The following is a 20,996-nucleotide window of genomic DNA, read 5'->3' as shown; positions in this document are numbered from 1 at the left end:
GGGACGGGTCACTCGGGGCGCGGCACCCTGGCTCTGCGCCATTCGCTGCGCGCGAGCAACGAGAAGACGATGGTGGCGCAGAGGGCCACGGCGACGACGGCCCACTCCAGTGAGCCGCTGCCCTGGTCGGGTTCGACGCCGAAGACGCGCTCGATCCAGTCGTGCCAGACCAGGGTCAGTACGAGCACGATGCCGCTGACGGCCGCGGCGGCGGATTCCAGCCAGCCGCGCACGCGTACATGTCGTCGGAGCTGCCCGGGCGTCGTGTTCATCGCGCGATCTCCTCCTCGGTCGGCGCCCGCCCGGCCGACAGCACGGCCGGCGCTCCTCCCCGGGCGTAGGAGCCGGAGGCGGGAGCGGCGGCGGCACGGTCCGGTGGCGCCTCGGTGAAGGCGGGCGGCTCCCACACCGTGCCGTTCCTCGCGGCCAGGCCCACGGGGGCCGGTCCGGCGTCCAACGCGTAACCCGTGTACGCCGGCTTCTCCCGCGTCGCGGCCGCGGCCGCGCCCGTCGCCGTTGTCGTTGTCGTCGTCGATGCGGGTTCGTCGTGAGCGTCGATCTCGATGGTGATGCGCATCGCGGTCATCTCCCTGCGCCGCCGGGCACCGCTCGGGTCAGTTGTTGAGAACCGCGTACCGGCCCTCGAACGTGACCGTCTTCGATGTGAGGTTCTTGACGGTGATCCAGTACGTGGCCTTGTCCTCGGACGCCCGCTCGACGGCGACGTCCCAGTCGACCTGGGGCGCGCCCTGAGCCGGTGAGGTCGGCACCACGTACCAGACGACGTGCCAGCTCGCGGGCCAGTCGACGGTGGACCAGCTCTGGGTCGCGCCGGGCCCCAGCGAGCCGGTGAACTGCGTATTGGTCCACATGGCCGATTCCCCTTCAGTAACGGCTGAGGATCGCGTAGCGGCCTTCCAGGGAGACCGGCTCCGCAGTCAGGTTGACGACGGCGATCCGATAGGTGACGTACTCGTTGGACGCCCGCTCCACCTGGACGGTCCAGCGGAGCTGAGGAGCACCGGGCTTGGGGGTGACCGGCATGACGGTCCACAGGACGTGCCAGGTCGCGGGCCAGTCGACCGTGGACCAGGTCTGCTTCGCGCCTCCGGCCAGCGTGCCGGTCCACTGGGTGCCGCACACCGGTTCGGTCGGCCAGCCGTCGACGGGAATCTCCCACACGCCCCTGTTGCGCGTCCCCGCGCGCAGCACCCGGGCGTGCGGATGCAGCACGATGTCTCCGATGAACGCGTTGGGCAGTCTGTCGGAGAAGGTCTGCCAGGTGCTTCCCCCGTCGGTGCTCTGGTAGACGCCCAGGTCCGCGGCCACCCAGATGCGGTCGCGGTCGGTCGGGTCGACCTCCACCGCGTTGAGCGGCAGCGGGGGCAGTCCGGCGGAGCGGTTCGTCCAGCTGCCGCCACCGTCGGTGGAGTGCCAGATGCGACCGCCACCGGGCCGGCTGTGCGTCACCCAGATCCGCTGGGTGTCGGTGGCGTCGGCGTGGATGTCGGACACCTGGGCCCCGCTCCTGGGCGTCGCCAGTGCGCCGAGCGCGCTCCATGCGCTGCCCGACCAGGTGGTGCGGTACAGCTCGCCCGTCGTGGTGCCCACGAGGACCTGGTCGGCATGGGGGACGTACATGGCGCTGGCCGTGCCCGCGGTGGGAAACTCCAGCCGGGTCCAGTGGGCCGCGTTGTCGCGCGAGACGTAGAGGGCGCCGCCGCCGAGTGCGACGGTACTGCCGTTGGTGGCGCTGGTCTCCATCGGCGGATAGAACTGCGACTTCTCGCCGGCCGGCACCGGCGGCTTCACGGGGAACCAGCTGCCCGGCTCGCCCCGGCTGTCGGAACGCTCCGGGCTCATCTTGTAGAACGTGTGGAAGACGGTGTCCGGGTGGGCGCGGTTGACCGCGCAGTCGCCGCCGTCCCCGTCCTGCACGTGCGTCCACTCGGGGGAGCCGGTCCAGCGGACGGTGCCGTTGTCCTGCGTGCCGCCCAGCAGCCAGCGCGACGAACCGAAGTCCTGTGACAGGTACTCGAATTCACCGATGACCAAGCCGTTGTTGAGGTGCTTCCAGGTGAGGCCGCGGTCGGGACTGCGGAACAGCCCGCCGTCGTTGCCCACGTACAGCACGTCGGGACTGCCGGGCTCGAAGGCGATGGCGTGCTGGTCGGGGTGGATGGAGTCGCCGGTGGGCTTCTTGGTCGAGATGTTGCGCCAGGTCCACGTCGTCCCGGAGAGTTCGCCCCGGTGGGCGTCGATGGCACCGACGTACACCCGGTCCGCGCGGTCGGGGGCCACGGCGAGGAACCAGTCGTAGTCGGCCTGGCCGGTGTCCGCGGCGGGCGGTGTCACCGCGGTCCAGGCCCCGCCGGTCCTGCGCCAGAGCTTCGGCGCCCCGCTGGAGAGGGCGGCCCACGCGTAGGCGACGGTGGCGTCGGACGGAGCCGTCGCCACGGCGCACCGGATGAAGGGCGTGGTCGCGCCGGGGAGGGCCACGGCGTTCCAGACGGCTCCGCCGTCGGTCGAGCGGAAGAGCCCGTCCTCGCAGGCGGCCAGCGCTTCGCCCGTGCCGGAGACCGAGACCGACCAGGTCCGTACGGACCTGCGCCGGGTCCAGCCGGCTCCGCCGTCGGTGGACGTGTACAGCCCGCGGTCCGTGCCCGCGAGCACGGTGTTCTCCCGGGTGGGGTCGAAGGTCAGGTCGAAGAAGCCCTGCCCGACGAACGGCTCGGTGCACAGGGGCGCCCATTTCGTACCGCCGTCGGTCGACCGCAGCACGCCGGCGCCCAGCCACGACCACCAGTTCCCCTCTCCTGTCCCGGCGAGTACGGTCCCCGGGGCCGCGGGGTCGAAGGCGATGGCTCCCACGGTGAGCGTCGCCGCGTCGTCCGTACGGGGTGCCCAGGAGGCGCCGCGGTCGTCGCTCTCCCAGACACCGCCGTTGGCGGCCCCGACGAGCAGGTGCGCGGGGTCGGCGGGATCGGGGGCTATGGAGGAGATCCGGCCCGAGACGTTGACGCGGCTCGCCCCGTACGTCTGCCCGTTCGGGACGGTCCACGGGCCGATCGAGCGCCACCCCGGTCCCGCCACGGCGGCGGGCTCGGCCAGGTGCTCCGCCACGGCCCGGTACTCGGCGGCGACGCTCTGCGTGACCGGAGCGCCGTATTCGCCGGGGTCGCCGTCCTCCTCGCGTGCCGCCGCCGCTTCCCGTGCCGTCCGGGCCCTCTCCGGCCCCGCGGCTCTGGCCACCAGCTCGTGCGGTTCGAGTTCGGGGGCGGCCGCGCGGATCGCGGCGATTGCTTCCTCGTCCAGCCCGACACGGGTGAGCTCTTGCACCAGTCTGACCAGGGCCTTGCCGCCCTGCGGGCGCTGTGGCGCGTGCCGGCCGGAAGCAGTCGGTTTCTGCATCGCTGTACCTCCTGGGCGCCGGCGCAGGCACTTCACGCCATGCGCCGACCAGGCGAGCGCTCTCTGGGTTGCCGATGCCGTCAATCGGCCTGGGAATCCGGGGAGTTCGAGACCCCCGAAGAACCGGCTCCGTCCGAGGACGCCGACTCGTCGTCGATCCGGCGGAGGTCCTCGTCGTCCGTGCCCTCTCCGGGCGCCCGGGAGGCCGCTTCCACCGGCTTTCGAGCAGCGAGGAACTCCTTCAGCCGCTCCGCGGCCCGGCCACCTCGCTTCTTGGCCGCAGAACCGCCGGGGGACTTTCCGGACGGCCCTTCAATCACCCTTTCCACGCTACTCTCGTGGCCGTTCACCAGCATCTCAGGCGGGGGTGGGGGCGGGGACGGGCCCGACCGCGTCACCCGGTGGGCGCGCGCCGCCCAGGGCTACGACTTCCGGGTCAGGTTCTTGAACGCGTCCAGGTTGCGGGTCGACTCGCCGCGCGACACCCGCCACTCGTACTCGCGGCGGATCGCCGACGCGAAGCCCAGTTCCAGGAGCGTGTTGAAGTCGCCGTCCGCCGCCTCCAGGACCGAGCCGAGCAGCCGGTCCAGTTCCTCCGGTGTGACGGCGGCCAGCGGCAGTTTGCCGGCGAGGTAGACGTCGCCGAGGGCGTCGACCGCGTAACTCACCCCGTACAGCTTGAGGTTGCGTTCGAGCAGCCAGCGGTGGACGCCCGCCTCGTTCTCGTCCGGGTGGCGGATGACGAAGGCGTTGAGGGAGAGGGAGTGGCGGCCCACTCGCAGTGACAGGGTGGTGAACAGCTTGCGCGTGCCCGGGAGCTTCACGACGTACGAGCCGGGCTCCGGGGACTCCCAGTCGAGCTCCGACTCGTCGAACGCTTCCTCGATGATCCGCCGAACGTCCTCAGCCATGGTGCGAGCGTACGCGACGGCGGTTCTCGCGCAGCCGGTGGTCGTGCATGGCGGCCGTGTACACGTCCGCCGTGCCCGAGGCCGCCGTGTCCCAGCCGAAGGAACCCGCGTGCAGCGCCGCCGCCTCGCCCATCCGGGCCGAGAGGGACGGGTCCGCCACGAAGCGGCCCAGAGCGCGGGCGTAGTCCGCCGGGTCGTGCCCCTGGACCAGGAAACCGGTCACCTCGTCCCGTACGGCCACGGGCAGGCCGCCGACCGCCGCCGCGACGACCGGGGTGCCGGCCGCCTGCGCCTCGATCGCGACCAGGCCGAAGGACTCGCTGTACGAGGGCATGACCAGCACGCTGGCCGCGCGGAACCAGTCCGCCAGCCGGTCCTGGCCCACCGGCGGGTGGAAGCGCACGACGTCCGAGATCCCGAGCTTGGCGGCCAGCTTCTGCAGCTGCTCCGGCTTGGCCAGGCCGCTGCCGCTCGGGCCGCCCACCACCGGGACGACCATGCGGGTGCGAAGGGAGGGGTCCTCTTCCAGGAGCCGCGCGGCGGCGCTGAGCAGGATGTCCGGGGCCTTCAGCGGCTGTATTCGGCCGGCGAAGACCGGGATGAAGGCGTCCTGGGGGAGGCCGAGCCGGGCGCGGGCCGCCGCACGGCCGTCGGCGGGGCGGAAGTGGTCCAGGTTGACGCCCGGGTGCACGACCGCGATCTTGCCGGGGTCCGCCTCGTAGAAGCGGGCCAGCTCGTCGGCCTCCTCGGACGTGTTGGCGATCAGCCGGTCGGCGGCCGAGACGATCTGCGTCTCGCCGATCACCCGGGCCGCGGGCTCGGGCGTGTCGCCCTCGGCGAGCGCCGCGTTCTTGACCTTCGCCATGGTGTGCATGGCGTGCACGAGCGGGACGCCCCAGCGCTCGGCGGCCAGCCAGCCGACGTGACCGGAGAGCCAGTAGTGGGAGTGGACCAGGTCGTAGTGGCCGGGCCGGTGTCCCGCCCACGCCTGCATCACGCCGTGCGTGAAGGCGCAGAGCTGCGCCGGCAGCTCCTCCTTGGCCAGCCCCTCGTACGGGCCGGCGTCCACGTGCCGCACGAGCACGCCCGGGGTCAGCTCGACCACCGGGGGGAGGCCACCGGTGGTGGCCCGGGTGAAGATCTCCACCTCGATGTCGATGGCGGCGAGTCGTTTCGCCAGCTCGACGATGTAGACGTTCATGCCGCCCGCGTCACCCGTGCCGGGCTGGTGCAGCGGCGAGGTGTGGACGCTGAGCATGGCCACGCGCCGCGGGGCGCGGTGCCGGCCGGGGAGCCGGAGCCTGGCCGGCGCCGGGTGCCGGTGCCGGGTACCGGCGAACCGGGACACGTACTGGCTCACGTCGGCGGTCCTTCCGCTCGGGGGCTGAGCTGGGCGGGCTGAGCCCGTCTCGGGCACGACTCAAGGAGGGCGCGGGACGTCCTCCAGCTGCCACAACACCGGAATCTCCCCTTTCATTTCCGGTGACGGGCCGTTTTGCCAATTCGTTGCCGGGTTCGCCGGCGGGCTCGTGCCGGATTCGCCGCCGGGTTCACTGCCGGAATCGTTGCCGGGCTCGTGCCGGGCTCGTGCCGGGTTCGCCGCCGGGTTCGCCGCCGGGTTCGCCGCCGGGTTCGCCGCCGGAATCGTTGCCGGGTTCGCCGCCGGGGCGGACCGGTCTGTCCCACCCCTTACGCTCGTGGCATGGCCCCGCGCACCACCCGCCCCGTCGGCACCCCGACCCGCGGGACCACCAACCCGAACCGGCTGCGCCGCATGGACCGCTGGATCGCCGCCGTCCACGGCCCCGCCCTGCGCAGCTCCCCCGAGCCGCCGGTCGCCGTCGACCTCGGGTACGGGGCCGCCCCCTGGACCGCCGTGGAGCTCCTGGCCCGGCTGCGCACCGCCGAGCCCCGCACCCTCCTGTACGGAATCGAGATCGAGCCCGCCCGCGTCGAGGCCGCGAAGCCGTACGAAGCCGTCCACGAGGGCCTCTCCTTCGTGCACGGCGGCTTCGAGGTGCCGGTGCCCGGCCGGGTCGCCCTGATCCGGGCCGCGAACGTGCTGCGCCAGTACGACGAGGACCAGGTCGCCGCCGTCTGGGCACGGCTCTGCGAGCGGCTCGCCCCCGGCGGACTGCTCGTGGAGGGGACCTGCGACGAGATCGGGCGCCGGCACGTGTGGGTGGCGCTCGACGCGACCGGGCCGCGCACGGTGACCTTCGCGACCCGGCTCGGCTCGCTCGACCGGCCCTCGGACCTCGCGGAACGCCTGCCGAAGGCGCTGATCCACCGGAACGTGCCGGGCGAGCCGGTGCACGCCTTCCTGCGGGACTTCGACCGGGCGTGGGCGGCGGCCGCCCCGTACGCCTCGCTCGGTGCCCGGCAGCGGTGGATCCGCTCCGTCCGCGACCTGGCGGCGGACTGGCCGCTGACGGACGGCCCGCGCCGCTGGCGGCAGGGCGAGGTCACGGTGCGCTGGGAGGCACTGGCGCCGAGGGCCTGACGACGCGTCGGCGCCGCGGGTCCGACCGTGCGCCGGTAGGGGGCATCGGCGCCGCCGGGCCGGCGGTGCGGTCGGAGACGTCGGCGCCGAAGGGGTGACACTCCGCGTGGCCGGTCCCCCGTCTCTCCCCAACTCCCGTTGAATTTCTCGTGCACGGGGAACGCCCCACGCACCTCACTCGTCCCCCGTGGGGGGAACAGGCCCGACAGGCCCCGGTTTCCCCTGTTGCTTTCCGGTTTCGCATGGCACTATCGCCAGGTCACCATCAAGTTACTGACGGTAAATCAGATTTGGGTCACTCGAGGGGGAGCTCGTGAACCGACGCCGCCACGCCACCGCCGCGATCACCGTGATCTGCGCCCTGACCGTGCTGGCCTCTCCCGCGCTGACCCTCCAGGCCTCCGCCGCGCCGCTGCCCCCTCCCCCGCCGAAGAAGAGCCTGGAGGAGGTGCGCCAGGAGATCGACGAGCTGTACCGGAAGGCCGCCGCCGCCACCGACGCGTACAACCTCGCCGAGGAGAAGACCAAGGAGCAGTCCGCCGAGATCGTGCAGCTCGCCCGCCTGATCGTGGACGGCCGCAAGAAGATCGACGACCTCAAGGCCAGGGCCGGCGCCGCCGCCCGCGCCCAGTACCGCAACGGTGGGCTCCCGGACGGCGCGCAGCTCGTCCTCACGAACGACCCGCAGCTCTTCCTCGACGCCGCCGGACGGCTCAAGGCGGGGGCCAAGGCCACCACCGACCTCCTGGGCGAGATGACCCGCGCCCAGGCCGAGTTGGACACGTACGCCAAGGACGCCGGCGCCAACTGGACCAAGCTGGAGGCCAACCGCGTCAAGCAGGCCAAGGCGAAGAAGGAGATCAACGACAAGATCGCCGCCGCGAAGAAGCTGGAGTCCGAGCTCGCCGCCGAGGAGCGCGAGCGGCTGCGGCGCCTGGAGGAGCAGGCCCAGCTCCGGGCCCAGACGACCTGGCTCGGCACCGGCGTCCTCGACGGCCTGAAGGAAGGCGCGACGGCGGAGGGCAGGAAGGCGGTCGAGTTCGCGACGGCGCAGATCGGCAAGCCGTACGTCTGGGGCGCGGAGGGGCCGAAATCGTACGACTGCTCCGGGCTGACCCAGCGCTCCTGGGGCGCGGCCGGACTGGGGATCCCGCGCACCTCGCAGGAGCAGTGGCGGCTGCTTCCGCACGTGGACATCAAGGACATGCGGCCCGGCGACCTGATCGTCTACTTCAAGGACGCGAGCCACATCGGGATGTACGTCGGGAACGGCATGATCGTGCATGCGCCGCGCCCGGGCCGGAACGTCACGCTCGCGGGCGCGGGCACGATGGAGATCCTGGGAGTGGTCCGCCCTTCGTGATCGCGAGGGGGGTCGCCCGCCTTCGTGATCGCGAGGGGGGCCGCCCACCTTCGCAACGGGAGCGGCGTGACGGGAGCGATGTGGCGATGTGACGGGAGCGACGTGACACGAGCCACCTTCACGGCCCGGCCACGGCTCGACGGGCGTGACGTTTCTCATGGGCACGAAGCCCCCGTGCGGACCGCGCAGGGGCAAGTACCTCCCCTTCCGCGGCATATGCCAAGAACGGCGCGCGCTCTCACAGGCTGATCACCATTCCGCTGCGCACCGCCCTACCGCTATGGTCCGGGACGGGCGGGACGCCACCCGGCGCCCTGCGCACCTCGGGGGGAGGGAAGGAAACCCGGACCGATGCCCGCATCCGTACCGCGCCAGAGAAACGTCTCTGCCGCTGCGGGACCCGGCGACGCCACCCCAATGGACGCCACTCCCATGACAGCCACAGTCACAGGCACCGAGCGCACCGATCTCACCCTCCTGGTCGTCGAGGACGACCCGGCGGGTGCCCTCGCCGTACCCGAACTGCTCGACGCGGCGGACGCCGCCGGCACCCGGGTCCGCATACGCACCGCCCGGAACCTCACCGAGGCCGAGCGGCTCCTCACCGACGACGTCCACTGCGTCCTCGTCGACCTCTCCCTGCCCGGCCCGCGCGCCGGGGCCGCCGGCGACGACCCGCTCGCCCCGCTGCGGCACATCCTGCGCCTCGCCCCGCGCCACGCCGTCCTCGCACTCGCGGGCTCCGCCGACGCGGAGCTGGCGGCCGAGGCAGTACGCGTCGGGGCCCAGGACCACCTCTTCCGCGAGGAGCTCGACGGGCGGCTGCTCAGCCGGGCCATCCGGTACGCCGTCGAACGCAAGCGGGCCGACGCCGTCCAGGTGAAGCTCGCCGAGTCCCGGCTCCGTGCCCAGGAGAACGCCCGCCTGGAACGCGGACTGCTCCCCACCCCGCTCCTGGAGGGCTCCGACCTGCGGTTCGCCGCCCACTACCGGCCCGGCCGCTCCCGCGCCCTGCTCGGCGGCGACTTCTACGACGTCGTCCGCACCCCCGACGGCACCGTCCACGCCATGATCGGCGACGTCTGCGGGCACGGCCCCGACGAGGCCGCGCTCGGCGTCGAGCTCCGGATCGCCTGGCGGGCCCTGACCTTCGCGGGCCTCTGCGGGGACGAACTGCTCTCGACGATGCAGCAGGTCCTGGAGCACGAGCGGGAGAGCGACGAGATCTTCGCGACCCTCTGCACCGTCGACATCGCGCCCGACGGACGCCGGGCCGGCCTCTGCCTGGCCGGACACCCCTCGCCGCTGATCGCCCGGCAGGGCCGGACGGCACGCCTCCTCCCGTACGAGGACGGCGGCCCGGCCCTCGGACTGCTTCCGCGCGCCCGCTGGCCGCGCCGGCAGGTCGAGCTGGGCGGGGCGTGGAGCCTGCTCATGTACACGGACGGACTCATCGAGGGCCGCTCGGCGGGCCCCGGCTCGCCGCGGCTCGGCCAGGACGGGATGGTCGACATGATCAACCGCCAGCTGGCCTCGGGCCTGCGGGGCGAGGAGCTCCTGGAGGCGGCCGTGACGGAGGTCCGGTCGCTGAACGGCGGCGAGCTGACGGACGACGTCGCGGTCCTGGCCCTGGAAAGGGACAGGACCCGGGGGTAAGCACCTCCCGGGCCCTGTCTCGTGTACTCGTGTCTCGTCGTACTGCTTACCGGCTACCGGCCGCCGTTGTAGGGACCGTACGGCCCGTCGCTGCTGGAGCCGCCGCCCCGGCGGCCGCCCCGGCCCCCGCCGGAGACCTGGGCGAGCGCGGGGCGCACGTCCACCATGAAGACGATGGCGGCGATCAGCCCGGCGATCTGCAGGAAGAACATCGACGACGGCAGCAGCAGGGCCAGGGCGAGGTTGACGCCCAGGATGATCAGCCAGAACTTCTTCGTCTGCTTGTCGGCGGCGCGGTAGGCGTCCTCGCGCGCGATGGCGGCGAAGGCGAACGCGGCGACGGCGAAGCCGGTGAAGACCAGGAACATCACCAGGGAGAGAAGGGAGTCGAATCCCGCGCGCAACATGCTGAGCACCGCCTAGTGGGGATGGAGAGAGAGCGCCTCGCGGTCAAGGTACCCGGTACAACGCACCGAGTACCCGGATTGGTGCCCGGCCCTACTCCTTCTCGGCGGCGACGGCCGTCTTCTTGGCGGGGGCCTTGCGGGCGGTGGTCTTGCGAGCGGGCGCCTTCTCGGCCTCGGGCGCGGGGGTCTCCGTCTTCTCGTCGGCCGCCGGCTCGGGCTCGACGACGACGGCGATCTCGGTGATCTCCTCGGCGACCTCGCCGCGCCAGGCCCTGACGGCCTCCTCGCCGTGGGCGGCGACCTCCTCGTACTTCTCGCGCGCCTTCACGGCGTACTCGGCGGCGACGCCGACACCGCGCAGGGCGAGGTCCTGAGCGGTCTCACCGAGCTTCTTGAGGTCGGTGTCGAGACCGCCGACGACCTCGGCGAGCTTCGACTGCACAGTGGCCTGGGCCTCCTTGGCCTGCGCGGCGACCTTCTCCTGCACGGCCTTCGGGTCGGTCTTCCGTACGGCGTCGATGCGCGCGGGCGCCTCGGCGGCGAGCTGCTCGATCAGGCCGGGAACCTTCTTGGCCTGCTGTACGGCGAGGTCGGCGGTGCCGGCGGCGAAGTAGAGAGGGGTACGCAGTTCGTCGATGATGGCCATGCTGGTGTTCCTCCCGGAGGTGACTACTGGCTCGAAGGCGGAGTGGCATCGGGCGCGGCGGGCGCCTGCTCGGCGGCGTTCTCCTTGCGGAAGGAGTCGTAGATCTGGAGCAGCACCTGCTTCTGCCGCTCGTTGATCGAGGGATCGGCCAGGATGACGGCGCGCGTCTCCAGCTCCTCCCGCTCCTTCTCGTCGAGGATCCCGGCCCGTACGTAGAGCGTCTCGGCGGAGATCCGCAGCGCCTTCGCGACCTGCTGCAGGACCTCGGCACTGGGCTTGCGCAGCCCGCGCTCGATCTGGCTGAGATACGGATTCGACACCCCGGCGGCGTCGGCGAGCTGCCGCAGGGAGAGCTGCGCGGTCCGCCGCTGCTCGCGGAGGTACTCACCGAGATTGCCGACGTTGAGCGATGCCATGCCCCGACCATGCCAGCCGCTGCTAACTTTTGCAAGCACCTGCTTGCAAAAGTCGCTCCCAGGGCGTGGCGGGCCGTGCCATGCTGGGGCCGTGGACCTTGAGGACCTGAAACGACTGCGCCGCGCGCGGGACACGATGGACCGCGACTACGCGTCACCGCTCGACGTGCCGGCCCTGGCCAGGGTCGCGCTGATGTCGACGGGGCACTTCGCGCGCAGCTTCCGTACCGCGTTCGGCGAGACGCCGTACAGCTATCTGATGACCCGCCGCGTCGAGCGGGCGAAGGCGCTGCTGCGGCGGGGGGACCTGAGCGTGACGGAGGTCTGCTTCGAGGTGGGCTGTACGTCGCTCGGGTCGTTCAGCTCGCGGTTCACCGAGCTGGTCGGCGAGACGCCGAGCGCGTACCGGGCGCGCAGCCACGAGGAGGGCGCCGCGGTCCCGGCGTGCGTCGCGAAGGTGCTGACGCGGCCGGTGAAGAACGGCGGGCCCGCCGAAGCGATCAGGGACGAAGCGGTCAGGAACGAAGCGATCAGGAACGGAGAAGCGTCGACGAACGCCTCCCCGTAGCGTCGACGGCATGGACAACATCAAGCTCTCGCAGTGCTTCATCACCGTCGACGACGCCGACGAGGCGCTCGGTTTCTACCGCGACGCCCTCGGCCTGGAGGTCCGCAACGACGTCGGCTACGAGGGGATGCGCTGGGTGACCCTGGGCTCGCCCGAGCAGCCCGACGTGGCGGTCGTACTCGAGACCCCGCTCCCCGACCCCAACGCGTCGGAGGCCGACCGCCAGGCCGTCAAGGACCTCCTCGCCAAGGGCCTGCTGCGCGGCGTGATCTTCTCGACTGAGGACGTCGACGCCACCTTCGAACGCGTCCGCGCGGCCGGCGCCGAGGTCCTCCAGGAGCCGGTCGACCAGCACTACGGCGTCCGCGACTGCGCCTTCCGCGACCCGTCCGGCAACATGATCCGCTTCGCCCGGCCCAAGGCCTGAGCATCCCCGAGTACCCGGCTGTGCAGACGCCTCCTCGCCCCCCGTGGGCGGGGAGGCGTCCCGCTTCCCGCTTCCCGCTTCGGCGGAGGGGGGAGCGGACGGGCAACGTGTGGGGTGTCGAGGACCTGGCCCAGGAGGCACTCGCCCGGGCATCCTCGCCGAGGTCGCCGACCGGCTGGGGGTTCCCTGTCGCACCCACGGCCACGGCCTGCAGGCGGCGGACGCCGGGGCGGTACGCCTCCGGGCCTAGGACCTGCGCCCCATGTGCACCGTGAACCCGCTGGCTAGGGTCGACGCCCATGCAAGCTACGGAGAACATCCGCCGCGACACGGCGGGGCGCAGGCGGGACGTCCTCGAACGGCTCGGCTCGGAGCGCGACATGTGGGTGTCCACGTCCCACCCCGACCACGGCCCGCATCAGGTGCCCCTGTGGTTCCTGTGGGACGGGCAGGCCGTGTGGATGTGCACCGGCGCGGACTCCGCGACCGTGCGCAACACACGCGAGGAACCGCGCGTACGGCTGGCGCTGCCGGATGCCCTCGACGTGGTGCTGCTGCAAGGGGAGGCGACGTGCCATTCCGCGCGGGAAGTGCCGCAGGATGCCGCGGATGCGTTCGTAGGCAAGTTCGGCTGGGATCCGCGTACGGAAGAGGCCCCCTTCGTGTACCTGTGCGTGACGCCGCGGACCGTGCGCGCCTGGCGCGGAGTGGCGGAGCTGCGCGGCAGGGTCGTGATGCGCGAGGGGGCCTGGCTGGAGTAGCACGACGGGTTCGAACCGCGGCGAGACCCCGCGCCGTCCAGCGGTGATCATGATGGCCCCGGCGCCAGGTGCCGTCCCCACCTCGGGCCGGGGGCGCCCGTCGTGCCAGCATGGGCGGGAAACCCAACGGGGAGGTACGACATGGCAGTTGACGAGCGGAACAACGCGGTGGGCCCCAGGCGGCGCGCGGACGTCCTCGACGAGACGGGGGTCGCGGGGCCGGGGCGCTTCACCGGCCCCGCGACCGGGGACGAGCGGCCGATGCTCGCCGCGTTCCTGGCGGACCAGCGGGCGACGCTGGTGCTGAAGTGCGCGGGCCTGGAAGAAGAGTTGGCGCTCCGGGCGGTGGAGCCTTCGTCCCTGTCCCTGCTCGGCCTGGTACGGCACCTCGCCGACGTCGAACGCCACTGGTTCCGCGAGATCCTCGCCGGGCAGAAGGACGCGGGTCCTCTCTTCTCCTCACCCGCCTCCCCCGACGGGGACTTCGACGAGGCCGAGCCCGGCCCGGCGGCCGTCGCGGAGGCCTGGGAGGCCTGGCGCGCGGCGGTGGACTTCTCCGACCGCTTCACCGCCGAGGCCCCGGACCTCGACGTCTCGGGGGACGACGCGTGGCGCGGAAAGGTCTCGCTGCGCTGGGTCCTCGTCCACATGATCGAGGAGTACGCCCGCCACAACGGCCACGCGGACCTCCTGCGGGAGCGCATCGACGGCACGCGGGGGGTGTAGTCCCCTCTTTACCGCCTTACTGCACCCAGGCCGCCAGCGCCTCGAAGTCGGCGACGGCGAGCCCGCGCCGGGCGTCCACCCGGCGGAGGAGGGCCGGGCCGGGGTGATGGGCGGCGACCCAGGCGCGGTCCGCCGCGCCGATCTCGTCGTCCACCCAGGCGAACGGCCGCCCGGCGGCCCACGCCACGAGCGCCGGCGTCTTCCAGTGGAGGCCCGGCTCCTCGGGGCCGTCGGACCAGGGGACCAGGGGCAGGTCGGGCAGACCGAGGCGGGGCGCCACCCAGGTGTTCGCGTCCGCCTCCCAGGTGGTCGCCCACACCAGCTCGTACGGCAGCGCCGCGAGCCGCGGACCCTGCGCGGGATCGAGCCGCGCGAGCAGCGGGCTCACCGCCGGGGGCGGGACGGGCGGGTACGTCGGGTACGCCCCGCCCTCCGCGCCGAAGGGGATCAGCGGTCCGTCCACGTCCAGGAAGAGCAGGGCCCGGGGGGCCTCCCCCGCGTACGTCGTCATGCGTCCATGATGCCGAGGCGCGGGCCGCGCTCTCGCCGCACCGGGTTGTGGGCAGTCGTTCCGCCGGGGCGGAACGGGTGGGCACAACGGACCCGCGCCCTGCCGGCGCCCGAGGCTCCCGCACCCGAACCCGCACCACGTCGTGCGGCGCCGCTGGGGTGCGGGTCCAGGCGCGGAAGCCTAGGCCCGGCTGGGGGCGCCGTCCCGTGTGCCCACCCGTCCCGCCCCAGCGGGACGATTGCCCACACGGCGGGCCACGGGGGCACCGCCCAGCACGGGGCGGCGGGCGCAGGCCCACACGGCAGCGGGCACAGGCCCGCACGGCGGGCGGCGGGGGCGCCTGCCTGCCGGGCGCGGGGCCACGCAGCGCGGGGCACCGGCCTAGAGGCGCGCGCCCGCGCGGGTGCGCCGAGGCGGGAGGCCCGGGCCGGTGCCGCCCCGCACTCGTCCGTTTCGCAACAATCCGCTACGGATCGACCCTCGCTACCCTGGCAGACATGACAGCCATGGCACCCACCCGCACCGAGCCCGACCTCTCCTACCTCCTCGATCACACCAGTCACGTCCTGCGGACCCGGATGGCCGCCGCGCTCGCGGAGATCGGGCTCACCGCGCGCATGCACTGTGTCCTCGTCCACGCCCTGGAGGAGGAGCGGACGCAGGCGCAGCTCGCCGAGATCGGGGACATGGACAAGACCACCATGGTCGTGACCGTCGACGCCCTGGAGAAGGCCGGGCTCGCCGAGCGCAGGCCGTCCGCCACCGATCGGCGGGCGCGGATCATCGCCGTCACCGAGGCGGGGGCCGAGGTCGCCCACCAGAGCCAGAAGATCGTCGACGGCGTGCACGAGAGCGCCCTCTCCTCCCTCCCCGCCGACGAGCGCGAGGTCCTGCTGCGCGCCCTGAACCGGCTGGCCACCGGCCATCTGGAGACCCCCGTCGAGAGCCCGACGCCCGCCCGTCGCGCCCGCCAGCGCGCCTGAGGACCCCGAACCCCTCACCCTTCCGCCGGCGCGCCCGAGGACCTCGAACTCCTCCCGTAAAAAATAGTCTGCAACAAAACCTTCTGTTAGTGTCACTCCTGTCGGCTCCGTCGAACAGGAGATGCCCCCATGCCCGCCACCGCGCCCACCAACCCCCGCCTCGCCCTCGCCGTCCTCGCCGCCGGCATGCTGATGACCGTCCTCGACGGCAGCATCGTCACCGTCGCCATGCCCGCCATCCAGGGCGACCTCGGCTTCACCCCCGTCGGCCTCAGCTGGGTCGTCAACGCCTACCTGATCGCCTTCGGCTCGCTCCTCCTCCTCGCCGGACGGCTCGGCGACCTCATCGGCCGCAGGCGGATGTTCCTCGCGGGCACCGGGATCTTCACCGCCGCCTCCCTCCTCGCCGGCGTCGCCGCCTCCCCCGCCGTCCTCATCGCCGCCCGCTTCCTCCAGGGCGTCGGCAGCGCGATGTCCTCCGCCGTCGGCCTCGGCATCCTCGTCACCCTCTTCACCGCACCCCGCGAACGCGCCCGCGCCATCGCCGTGTTCAGCTTCACCGGCGCCGCCGGCGCCTCCCTCGGCCAGGTCCTCGGCGGTGTCCTCACCGACGCCCTCGCCTGGAACTGGATCTTCTTCATCAACCTGCCCATCGGCGTCGCCACCCTCCTCGTCGCCCTCCGCGCCCTCCCCGCCGACCAGCGCCTGGGCCTGGGGGCCGGTGCCGACGTCATCGGCGCGCTGCTCGTGACCTCCGGCCTCATGGCCGGCATCTACGCCGTCGTCAAGATCGAGGAGTACGGGGCCGGTTCGGCGCACACCCTCGGCTTCGGGGCCCTCGCGCTCGCCCTCCTCGCCGGCTTCCTGCTCCGCCAGGCGAAGGCCGCGCACCCCCTCATGCCGCTGCGGATCCTCCGCTCCCGTGCCGTCGCCGGCGCGAACGCCGTCCAGATGCTGATGGTCGCCGCGCTCTTCTCCTTCCAGGTCCTCGTCGCCCTCTACCTCCAGAAGGTCCTCGGGTACGGAGCCGCCGAGACCGGCCTCGCGATGCTGCCGGCCGCGCTGATCATCGGCGCCGTCTCCCTCGGCGTCTCGGCGCCCCTCATCGCCCGCTTCGGCGAGCGGAACGTCCTGCTCGCCGGCCTCGTCCTGCTCGTCGGAGTCCTGGGCCTGCTGACCCGCGTCCCCGTCCACGCCTCGTACGCCACCGACCTGCTCCCCGTGATGCTGCTCGCCGCCGGCTTCGGCCTCGCGCTGCCCTCCCTCACCGCGCTCGCCATGTCCGGCGCGGAGGAGGCGGACGCGGGCCTGGCCTCCGGGCTCTTCAACACCACCCAGCAGATCGGCATGGCCCTCGGCGTCGCGGTCCTCTCCACCCTGGCCGCCGCCCGCACCGAGTCCCTCACGAAGGCGGGCCACCCCAACGCCGAAGCCCTGACCGGCGGTTACCACCTCGCCTTCGGCGTCGGCGCCGGGCTTCTCCTCCTCGCCCTGGCCGTCGCCTTCACCGTCCTGCGTCGCCCCGCCGTCTCCACCGAGCCCCGGAAGATGACGATGGCGGCATGAGAGCCGACCGACTCGTCGCCGCCCGGCATCGCCGTGAAATCCGGCGTCCGCTGTCTCCTCGACCCGCCCGAGGCGCGTACGGCCCTCGCCCGGACGGGCGCCGAGCTCACCGCTCCGTACGGAGACACTCCGGCAGCTCCCCCTCGTGCACGAGCGCGAGGCGCGAAACGGCCCGGGTGAGGACCACGTACAGCCGGTTCGCGCCGCGCTCCTCGGCCGCCACGATCGCGGCCGGTTCGACGACCACGACGTGGTCGAACTCCAGGCCCTTGACGACGCTCGCGGGCAGCACCGTCACCCGCCCGTCCCCGGAGCGGTCACGAACCGCCTCCGTCACCACCTCCACCAGCCCGTCGGCCGTGATCACCCCCACCGAGCCCTCCGTCGCGAGCGCCGCCCGCACCGCCTCCCGTACCCCGGCCGTCAGGTCCGTCGTCCGGTGGACCGTCACCTCGCCGTCCCGGCGCACCGAACGCCCCGCGGGCACGTCGGCGCCGAGCTGCGGCAGGAGCCGGTTGGCGAGGTCGACGATCGCCGCCGGCACCCGGTAGCCGAGGGTCAGCGGCACGACGGGCGTCCCGGTCTTGCCCAGGTGGGCCAGCTGCTCGTCCCAGTCGCGGGCCGCCCACGGGGTGGTGCCCTGGGCGAGGTCCCCGAGGACGGTGAGCGAACCGAACTCGGTACGACGGGCGATGGCCCGGCACTGCATGGGCGAGAGGTCCTGGGCCTCGTCGACGACGACGTGCCCGTAGCTCTCGGGGCGCTCGATCAGGCCCGCGAGCTCGTCGAGGAGGACGAGGTCGGCGGCGGTCCAGCGCGCCGAGCGGTACGAGCGGGGCGGCCGCGCCCAACGGATCGCCGCGAGCTCGTCCCGGGTCAGCGCGGGATCCGTCGGCTCCGTCAGGACCTCCGCGAGCACCTCCTCCGGGCTCGTCCTCGGCCAGCACGCGTCGAGGAACGCCGTCACCGCCCGCGCCCGCTCGATCTTCCGCGCCCAGGCCGCGCCCATGGGCCCCCACCGGCGTTCGGCCCGGAGCTGGAGGGCCCGGACGACCCGGGCGCGGACCCGCTCGCGGCCCGTCGCGTAGGGCGGCGCCTCCTCCCGTACCGCCGCGACGATCGCCGCGAGGTCGGAGGCCGGGAGCCGCCAGTGGTACGAGCCGTCGGGGACGGCCAGGTCCTCGGCGGGGGCCGGGTCGACCCTGCCGTACAGCGCGCGGTGCAGCACCCCCGCCATCCGGGCGTCGTGCTTGACCCGGGCCGCCGCCTCGCCGTCCTCGGCCCGGACGGGGTGGCGGGCGATCTCCTCGTCGAGGGTGGCCTGCCGGATGCCGGTCTCGCCGAGCGAGGGCAGCACTTCGGAGATGTACGAGAGGAAGGCGCGGTGGGGGCCGAGGACGAGGAGTCCCGAACGGCGGATCCGCTGCGGATGCGTGTAGAGGAGGTACGCGGCCCGGTGCAGGCCCACCGCGGTCTTGCCGGTGCCGGGGGCGCCCTGCACGCACAGGGAGGCGGCGGGTTCGGAGCGTACGAGGTCGTCCTGTTCGGGCTGGATGGTGGCGGCGATGTCCCGCATGGGGCCGACCCGGGGGCGCTCGATCTCCCCGGTGACGAGGGCGCTGACCGTCCCCGTGGCGCCGCCGTCCGTGAGGCGTTCGTCCTCCAGGGCGGTGAGGTCCTCGGTGGCGCCCTCGCTGTGCGGGGCCCAGCCGAAGCGGCGGCGCCGCAGGACGCCCTGCGGGTCGTGGGCGCCGGCCTGGTAGTAGGCGCGGGAGACGGGCGCGCGCCAGTCGACGACGAGCGGCGGCGCGGCCGGGTGCTCGGCGATCCGGCGGCGGCCGATGTGGTGGATCTGGCCGTCCTCGCGGTCGAGGCGTCCGAAGAACAGCGGGCCGGGCGGCATCTCGCCCATCTCCTTGGCGCGGCTGCGCAGGTGGTAGCCGAGCGCCTCGGCATCGGCGCCGGAGGCGGCGACGTCCTCGCCGATGACGACCTGCTCGACGACGTCCTCGGTCATGCGGATCAGGGCGGCGCGGCAGGCGTCGTGGTGGGAGCGTTCGCGGGCGAGCTCAAGGTCCAGTGACGTCATTCCGACAAGCGTAGCGGAAAACGTTACTGGGTTACATTTTTTACTTGATCTCAATAACTGGAGCTCAGTACGGCAGCCCCTGCCGCAGCGACCGGAACGCCTCCCCCGCCGCCGTCACCGCGTCCCGCCCCACTTCCTCGATCGGATCGCCGGCCGTCAGCCGCGCCACGTTCTCGTTCGCCAGGACCCGCAGCACGGCCACGATCTGCGCGGCCGCGAGCCGCGCCACCAGCGGATCGCCGCCCAGCGCCTTCGCGAGGACCTCCTCCGAGCGCTGCTGGTAGCCGTGGATCGCGGCGAGCAGGGCCGGCGTCCCGTACAGGAGCCGGTGGTACGCGAGGACCGCGGGCACCTCGCAGAGCCCGGTGACCGGATCGCGCCGCTCAAGCCCTTCGAGCAGGTGCTCGTACAGCGCGTCGAGCGGCGCCGTGCCGTACACCCGCCCGGCCTCCACCACGCGCGCGGACTCGCCCTCGTGGTCGGCGAACCGGTGCAGGACCAGGTCCTCCTTGGCCGGGAAGTACCGGAACAGGGTCGGCTTCGAGACCTCGGCGGCGGCGGCCACCTCCGCGACGGACACCCCGTCGAAACCCTTCTCCATGAAGAGCGCGATGGCGGCGTCCGACAGGGCCTGCCGGGTGCGCGCCTTCTTCTTCTCGCGCAGCCCGGTCGGGTACTCGGCCTTCACGTACTCCGCCTCCACGGCGTCCCGATCCCCGTCGTCCGCCATGAGCTCCCGCCTCCGCACCTCGCACACCCCACGTTCATCCTAGTAACGCGCGGCGGGCTCAGAAGATGTCGGGCGAGAACGGCCGGAGCGGGGTACGGAACAGCAGGTCGGCGCGGGCCGCGGCGCCGGGCGTCAGCTCCTCGACGCGCCCGAGCCGGGACAGCCGTACCGCCGACTCGTCACCGAACGCGAGCGTGCCCGACTCGGCGACGTCGAAGGCGAGATCGGCCGACTCGGAGGTACGGACACAGGCCGCGCCCGCCGGGGAGGCGTCGAGCCGGAAGCGCCCGCCGGCCAGCCCGTCGGCGTCCCGCACCTCCAGGACGAGGCCGTCCTCCACCGGATACGTCCGCCCCTCCAGGACCCGGGCCACGTCCAGGACCCGCACCCACAGCATGTCCGCGTACGTCACCATCCTCGCCGCGCGGGGGTCGGGCAGGAGCAGCGGCAGCAGGTCGTCGGGCGCCCGGAAGCCGGAGCGGACCGTGGAGATCCAGTCCAGCGAGCAGAGGTAGTGCCACAGGGCGCGCTCGGCGGCCGGGGTGACGGCGATGAGGTCGCGCACGGTCGCCGTGTGCTGCGGCTGGTTCGCGTCGTTCCACTTGTCGTCGGCGGTGTACGCCGCGTACCCCTCGACCTCGCCGGACGCCGACCGGTAGAGCGCGTAGTACGGCTCCCGCCACGGCGCGCGCTGGTGGCCGAGCCCGGTGCCGCGGTCCCAGTCGCGCTTGTCGCGGTTCGTGAGCCCGGCGCGTACGGCCGCGAGCCGGCGGTACAGCTCGGGGCCGGTCTTCCGGATCTCGTCGCCGTCCGTCAGATCGATCCGGCCGCCGTCCTCCGGGCGGCCCGAGCGGCGCGGGTCGAGACCCGCCCGGCGCACGTCCACGCTCCACTCGGCGATCCAGCTCACCGGACCGAAGCCGTACCGCCCGTAGATCGGGTACTCGGCGGCGATCAGCGTCGCGATCGCGTCGCCCCGCTCCTTCGCGGCGGCGAGGTCGGCGGACATCATCCGGCTCAGCAGACCCTGCCTGCGGTGCGTCGGCGCGACCGTGACCTGGGTGATCGCGTCGGCGGTGAGACTGCCCCCGCCGACCGTGCTGACCTCCTGCCGGAAGGACCGGAAGGTGCCGACGATCCGGTCCCGGTCGAAGACGCCGAGCGTCCGCGCGAGGTCCGCGTGCGCCAGCCGGTCGGCGAACTCCTCGTCGGAGACGACCGGCGCTTTGAGGAACCCGGTGCGCAGCGCCCGCTGCCACTCACGGAACTCTGATTCGGTGACGGCGCGCACATCGAAGGTCATCCTCCGACCCTACGCACGG

Annotated in this window: 23 protein-coding genes; 9 read left to right on the top strand and 14 right to left on the bottom strand. The window is 73.1% G+C overall.

Annotation, left to right across the window (positions count from 1 at the left end; genetic code table 11):
- Positions 1-8: 8 nt before the first annotated feature.
- The 7 genes from SVTN_RS20665 to mshA all read right to left on the bottom strand — a co-directional run bounded on the left by SVTN_RS20665 (position 9) and on the right by mshA (position 5,682).
- A complete protein-coding gene (locus tag SVTN_RS20665; protein WP_041130435.1) occupies positions 9-272 on the bottom strand; it encodes an ABC transporter permease family protein in 264 nt (87 codons plus the stop codon).
- Positions 269-577: a hypothetical protein gene (locus tag SVTN_RS20660; RefSeq protein WP_159026483.1), complete on the bottom strand. Its 309-nt coding sequence runs from the start codon at positions 575-577 to the stop codon at positions 269-271. The genes SVTN_RS20665 and SVTN_RS20660 overlap by 4 nt, the downstream gene beginning before the upstream one ends.
- A 37-nt stretch (positions 578-614) precedes the next feature.
- Positions 615-872: a hypothetical protein gene (locus SVTN_RS20655; RefSeq protein WP_041130433.1), complete on the bottom strand. Its 258-nt coding sequence runs from the start codon at positions 870-872 to the stop codon at positions 615-617.
- Between the two features lie 13 nt (positions 873-885).
- Positions 886-3,411: a WD40/YVTN/BNR-like repeat-containing protein gene (locus SVTN_RS20650; protein WP_041130432.1), complete on the bottom strand. Its 2,526-nt coding sequence runs from the start codon at positions 3,409-3,411 to the stop codon at positions 886-888.
- 80 nt (positions 3,412-3,491) lie between these two features.
- Positions 3,492-3,767 (bottom strand): hypothetical protein, encoded by a 276-nt coding sequence (locus SVTN_RS44330; protein WP_159026482.1) that lies wholly within the window; start codon positions 3,765-3,767, stop codon positions 3,492-3,494.
- A gap of 66 nt (positions 3,768-3,833) precedes the next feature.
- Entirely contained in the window at positions 3,834-4,322 is a 489-nt protein-coding gene (locus tag SVTN_RS20645) for a type III secretion system chaperone family protein (RefSeq protein ID WP_041130431.1), read from the bottom strand.
- Positions 4,315-5,682, bottom strand: a complete 1,368-nt coding sequence (gene mshA / locus SVTN_RS20640) for a D-inositol-3-phosphate glycosyltransferase (RefSeq protein ID WP_041130430.1) — start codon at positions 5,680-5,682, stop codon at positions 4,315-4,317. Before mshA ends, SVTN_RS20645 begins: the two co-directional genes overlap by 8 nt.
- 342 nt (positions 5,683-6,024) lie before the next feature.
- Here mshA and SVTN_RS20635 point away from each other — a divergent pair, with 342 nt between their 5' ends.
- From SVTN_RS20635 to SVTN_RS20625, 3 genes are all read left to right on the top strand, one after another.
- Positions 6,025-6,825, top strand: coding sequence for a class I SAM-dependent methyltransferase (locus SVTN_RS20635; RefSeq protein ID WP_041130429.1), 801 nt, complete (start codon positions 6,025-6,027; stop codon positions 6,823-6,825).
- A gap of 313 nt (positions 6,826-7,138) precedes the next feature.
- A complete protein-coding gene (locus SVTN_RS20630) occupies positions 7,139-8,188 on the top strand; it encodes a C40 family peptidase (RefSeq protein WP_041130428.1) in 1,050 nt (349 codons plus the stop codon).
- 351 nt (positions 8,189-8,539) lie between these two features.
- The gene (locus SVTN_RS20625; protein ID WP_425428992.1) at positions 8,540-9,844 is read left to right on the top strand and encodes a PP2C family protein-serine/threonine phosphatase; all 1,305 of its coding nucleotides are present in this window, start codon (positions 8,540-8,542) and stop codon (positions 9,842-9,844) included.
- Positions 9,845-9,897: 53 nt separating this feature from the next.
- Here SVTN_RS20625 and SVTN_RS20620 read toward each other — a convergent pair whose 3' ends face one another.
- The 3 genes from SVTN_RS20620 to SVTN_RS20610 all read right to left on the bottom strand — a co-directional run bounded on the left by SVTN_RS20620 (position 9,898) and on the right by SVTN_RS20610 (position 11,313).
- The gene (locus SVTN_RS20620) at positions 9,898-10,251 is read right to left on the bottom strand and encodes a DUF2516 family protein (RefSeq protein WP_041134091.1); all 354 of its coding nucleotides are present in this window, start codon (positions 10,249-10,251) and stop codon (positions 9,898-9,900) included.
- A 91-nt stretch (positions 10,252-10,342) separates the two neighbouring features.
- A complete protein-coding gene (locus tag SVTN_RS20615; RefSeq protein ID WP_041130426.1) occupies positions 10,343-10,897 on the bottom strand; it encodes a hypothetical protein in 555 nt (184 codons plus the stop codon).
- 23 nt (positions 10,898-10,920) lie between these two features.
- Entirely contained in the window at positions 10,921-11,313 is a 393-nt protein-coding gene (locus SVTN_RS20610) for a helix-turn-helix domain-containing protein (RefSeq protein WP_041130425.1), read from the bottom strand.
- Between the two features lie 91 nt (positions 11,314-11,404).
- On the opposite strand from SVTN_RS20610, the gene SVTN_RS20605 reads away from it, so the two are divergent.
- The 4 genes from SVTN_RS20605 (at position 11,405) to SVTN_RS20590 (ending at position 13,795) form a co-directional block, all read left to right on the top strand.
- Positions 11,405-11,881 carry a helix-turn-helix domain-containing protein gene (locus SVTN_RS20605; protein ID WP_041130424.1) on the top strand — a complete coding sequence of 159 codons (477 nt, stop codon included), beginning with the start codon at positions 11,405-11,407 and terminating at the stop codon, positions 11,879-11,881.
- A 10-nt stretch (positions 11,882-11,891) separates the two neighbouring features.
- Entirely contained in the window at positions 11,892-12,308 is a 417-nt protein-coding gene (locus SVTN_RS20600) for a VOC family protein (RefSeq protein ID WP_041130423.1), read from the top strand.
- Positions 12,309-12,607: 299 nt separating this feature from the next.
- The gene (locus SVTN_RS20595; RefSeq protein WP_041130422.1) at positions 12,608-13,069 is read left to right on the top strand and encodes a pyridoxamine 5'-phosphate oxidase family protein; all 462 of its coding nucleotides are present in this window, start codon (positions 12,608-12,610) and stop codon (positions 13,067-13,069) included.
- Positions 13,070-13,210: 141 nt separating this feature from the next.
- The gene (locus SVTN_RS20590; protein ID WP_041130421.1) at positions 13,211-13,795 is read left to right on the top strand and encodes a DinB family protein; all 585 of its coding nucleotides are present in this window, start codon (positions 13,211-13,213) and stop codon (positions 13,793-13,795) included.
- 16 nt (positions 13,796-13,811) lie between these two features.
- On the opposite strand, the gene SVTN_RS20585 is transcribed toward SVTN_RS20590, so the two are convergent.
- Positions 13,812-14,306, bottom strand: coding sequence for a hypothetical protein (locus SVTN_RS20585; RefSeq protein WP_041130420.1), 495 nt, complete (start codon positions 14,304-14,306; stop codon positions 13,812-13,814).
- A gap of 497 nt (positions 14,307-14,803) precedes the next feature.
- On the opposite strand from SVTN_RS20585, the gene SVTN_RS20580 reads away from it, so the two are divergent.
- Complete coding sequence (locus SVTN_RS20580) at positions 14,804-15,289, top strand: MarR family winged helix-turn-helix transcriptional regulator (protein WP_041130419.1); 486 nt, start codon at positions 14,804-14,806, stop codon at positions 15,287-15,289.
- A 129-nt stretch (positions 15,290-15,418) separates the two neighbouring features.
- Entirely contained in the window at positions 15,419-16,855 is a 1,437-nt protein-coding gene (locus tag SVTN_RS20575; protein ID WP_041130418.1) for an MFS transporter, read from the top strand.
- Positions 16,856-16,961: 106 nt separating this feature from the next.
- Here SVTN_RS20575 and SVTN_RS20570 read toward each other — a convergent pair whose 3' ends face one another.
- The 3 genes from SVTN_RS20570 to SVTN_RS20560 all read right to left on the bottom strand — a co-directional run bounded on the left by SVTN_RS20570 (position 16,962) and on the right by SVTN_RS20560 (position 20,977).
- Positions 16,962-18,944, bottom strand: coding sequence for a HelD family protein (locus tag SVTN_RS20570; protein WP_041130417.1), 1,983 nt, complete (start codon positions 18,942-18,944; stop codon positions 16,962-16,964).
- A 64-nt stretch (positions 18,945-19,008) separates the two neighbouring features.
- Positions 19,009-19,674 carry a TetR/AcrR family transcriptional regulator gene (locus tag SVTN_RS20565; RefSeq protein WP_099055213.1) on the bottom strand — a complete coding sequence of 222 codons (666 nt, stop codon included), beginning with the start codon at positions 19,672-19,674 and terminating at the stop codon, positions 19,009-19,011.
- Between the two features lie 58 nt (positions 19,675-19,732).
- Positions 19,733-20,977 carry a GNAT family N-acetyltransferase gene (locus SVTN_RS20560; RefSeq protein ID WP_041130416.1) on the bottom strand — a complete coding sequence of 415 codons (1,245 nt, stop codon included), beginning with the start codon at positions 20,975-20,977 and terminating at the stop codon, positions 19,733-19,735.
- Between the last annotated feature and the right edge of the window lie 19 nt (positions 20,978-20,996).

This window comes from Streptomyces vietnamensis (assembly GCF_000830005.1).
GTDB lineage: Bacteria > Actinomycetota > Actinomycetes > Streptomycetales > Streptomycetaceae > Streptomyces > Streptomyces vietnamensis.
Note: the sequence above shows the minus strand (reverse complement) of the source record. Positions and strands in the feature narration are given on the sequence as shown.

Coding starts and splice junctions, on each gene's coding strand:
- SVTN_RS20635 (WP_041130429.1), top strand. CDS start 6,025: ATGGCCCCGCGCACCACCCGCCCCGTCGGCACCCCGACCCGCGGGACC.
- SVTN_RS20575 (WP_041130418.1), top strand. CDS start 15,419: ATGCCCGCCACCGCGCCCACCAACCCCCGCCTCGCCCTCGCCGTCCTC.
- SVTN_RS20625 (WP_425428992.1), top strand. CDS start 8,540: ATGCCCGCATCCGTACCGCGCCAGAGAAACGTCTCTGCCGCTGCGGGA.
- SVTN_RS20600 (WP_041130423.1), top strand. CDS start 11,892: ATGGACAACATCAAGCTCTCGCAGTGCTTCATCACCGTCGACGACGCC.
- SVTN_RS20590 (WP_041130421.1), top strand. CDS start 13,211: ATGGCAGTTGACGAGCGGAACAACGCGGTGGGCCCCAGGCGGCGCGCG.
- SVTN_RS20595 (WP_041130422.1), top strand. CDS start 12,608: ATGCAAGCTACGGAGAACATCCGCCGCGACACGGCGGGGCGCAGGCGG.
- SVTN_RS20650 (WP_041130432.1), bottom strand. CDS start 3,411: ATGCAGAAACCGACTGCTTCCGGCCGGCACGCGCCACAGCGCCCGCAG.
- SVTN_RS44330 (WP_159026482.1), bottom strand. CDS start 3,767: ATGCTGGTGAACGGCCACGAGAGTAGCGTGGAAAGGGTGATTGAAGGG.
- SVTN_RS20660 (WP_159026483.1), bottom strand. CDS start 577: ATGCGCATCACCATCGAGATCGACGCTCACGACGAACCCGCATCGACG.
- SVTN_RS20580 (WP_041130419.1), top strand. CDS start 14,804: ATGACAGCCATGGCACCCACCCGCACCGAGCCCGACCTCTCCTACCTC.
- SVTN_RS20655 (WP_041130433.1), bottom strand. CDS start 872: ATGTGGACCAATACGCAGTTCACCGGCTCGCTGGGGCCCGGCGCGACC.
- SVTN_RS20615 (WP_041130426.1), bottom strand. CDS start 10,897: ATGGCCATCATCGACGAACTGCGTACCCCTCTCTACTTCGCCGCCGGC.
- SVTN_RS20560 (WP_041130416.1), bottom strand. CDS start 20,977: ATGACCTTCGATGTGCGCGCCGTCACCGAATCAGAGTTCCGTGAGTGG.
- SVTN_RS20620 (WP_041134091.1), bottom strand. CDS start 10,251: ATGTTGCGCGCGGGATTCGACTCCCTTCTCTCCCTGGTGATGTTCCTG.
- SVTN_RS20570 (WP_041130417.1), bottom strand. CDS start 18,944: ATGACGTCACTGGACCTTGAGCTCGCCCGCGAACGCTCCCACCACGAC.
- SVTN_RS20665 (WP_041130435.1), bottom strand. CDS start 272: ATGAACACGACGCCCGGGCAGCTCCGACGACATGTACGCGTGCGCGGC.
- SVTN_RS20610 (WP_041130425.1), bottom strand. CDS start 11,313: ATGGCATCGCTCAACGTCGGCAATCTCGGTGAGTACCTCCGCGAGCAG.
- SVTN_RS20585 (WP_041130420.1), bottom strand. CDS start 14,306: ATGACGACGTACGCGGGGGAGGCCCCCCGGGCCCTGCTCTTCCTGGAC.
- SVTN_RS20565 (WP_099055213.1), bottom strand. CDS start 19,674: ATGGCGGACGACGGGGATCGGGACGCCGTGGAGGCGGAGTACGTGAAG.
- SVTN_RS20645 (WP_041130431.1), bottom strand. CDS start 4,322: ATGGCTGAGGACGTTCGGCGGATCATCGAGGAAGCGTTCGACGAGTCG.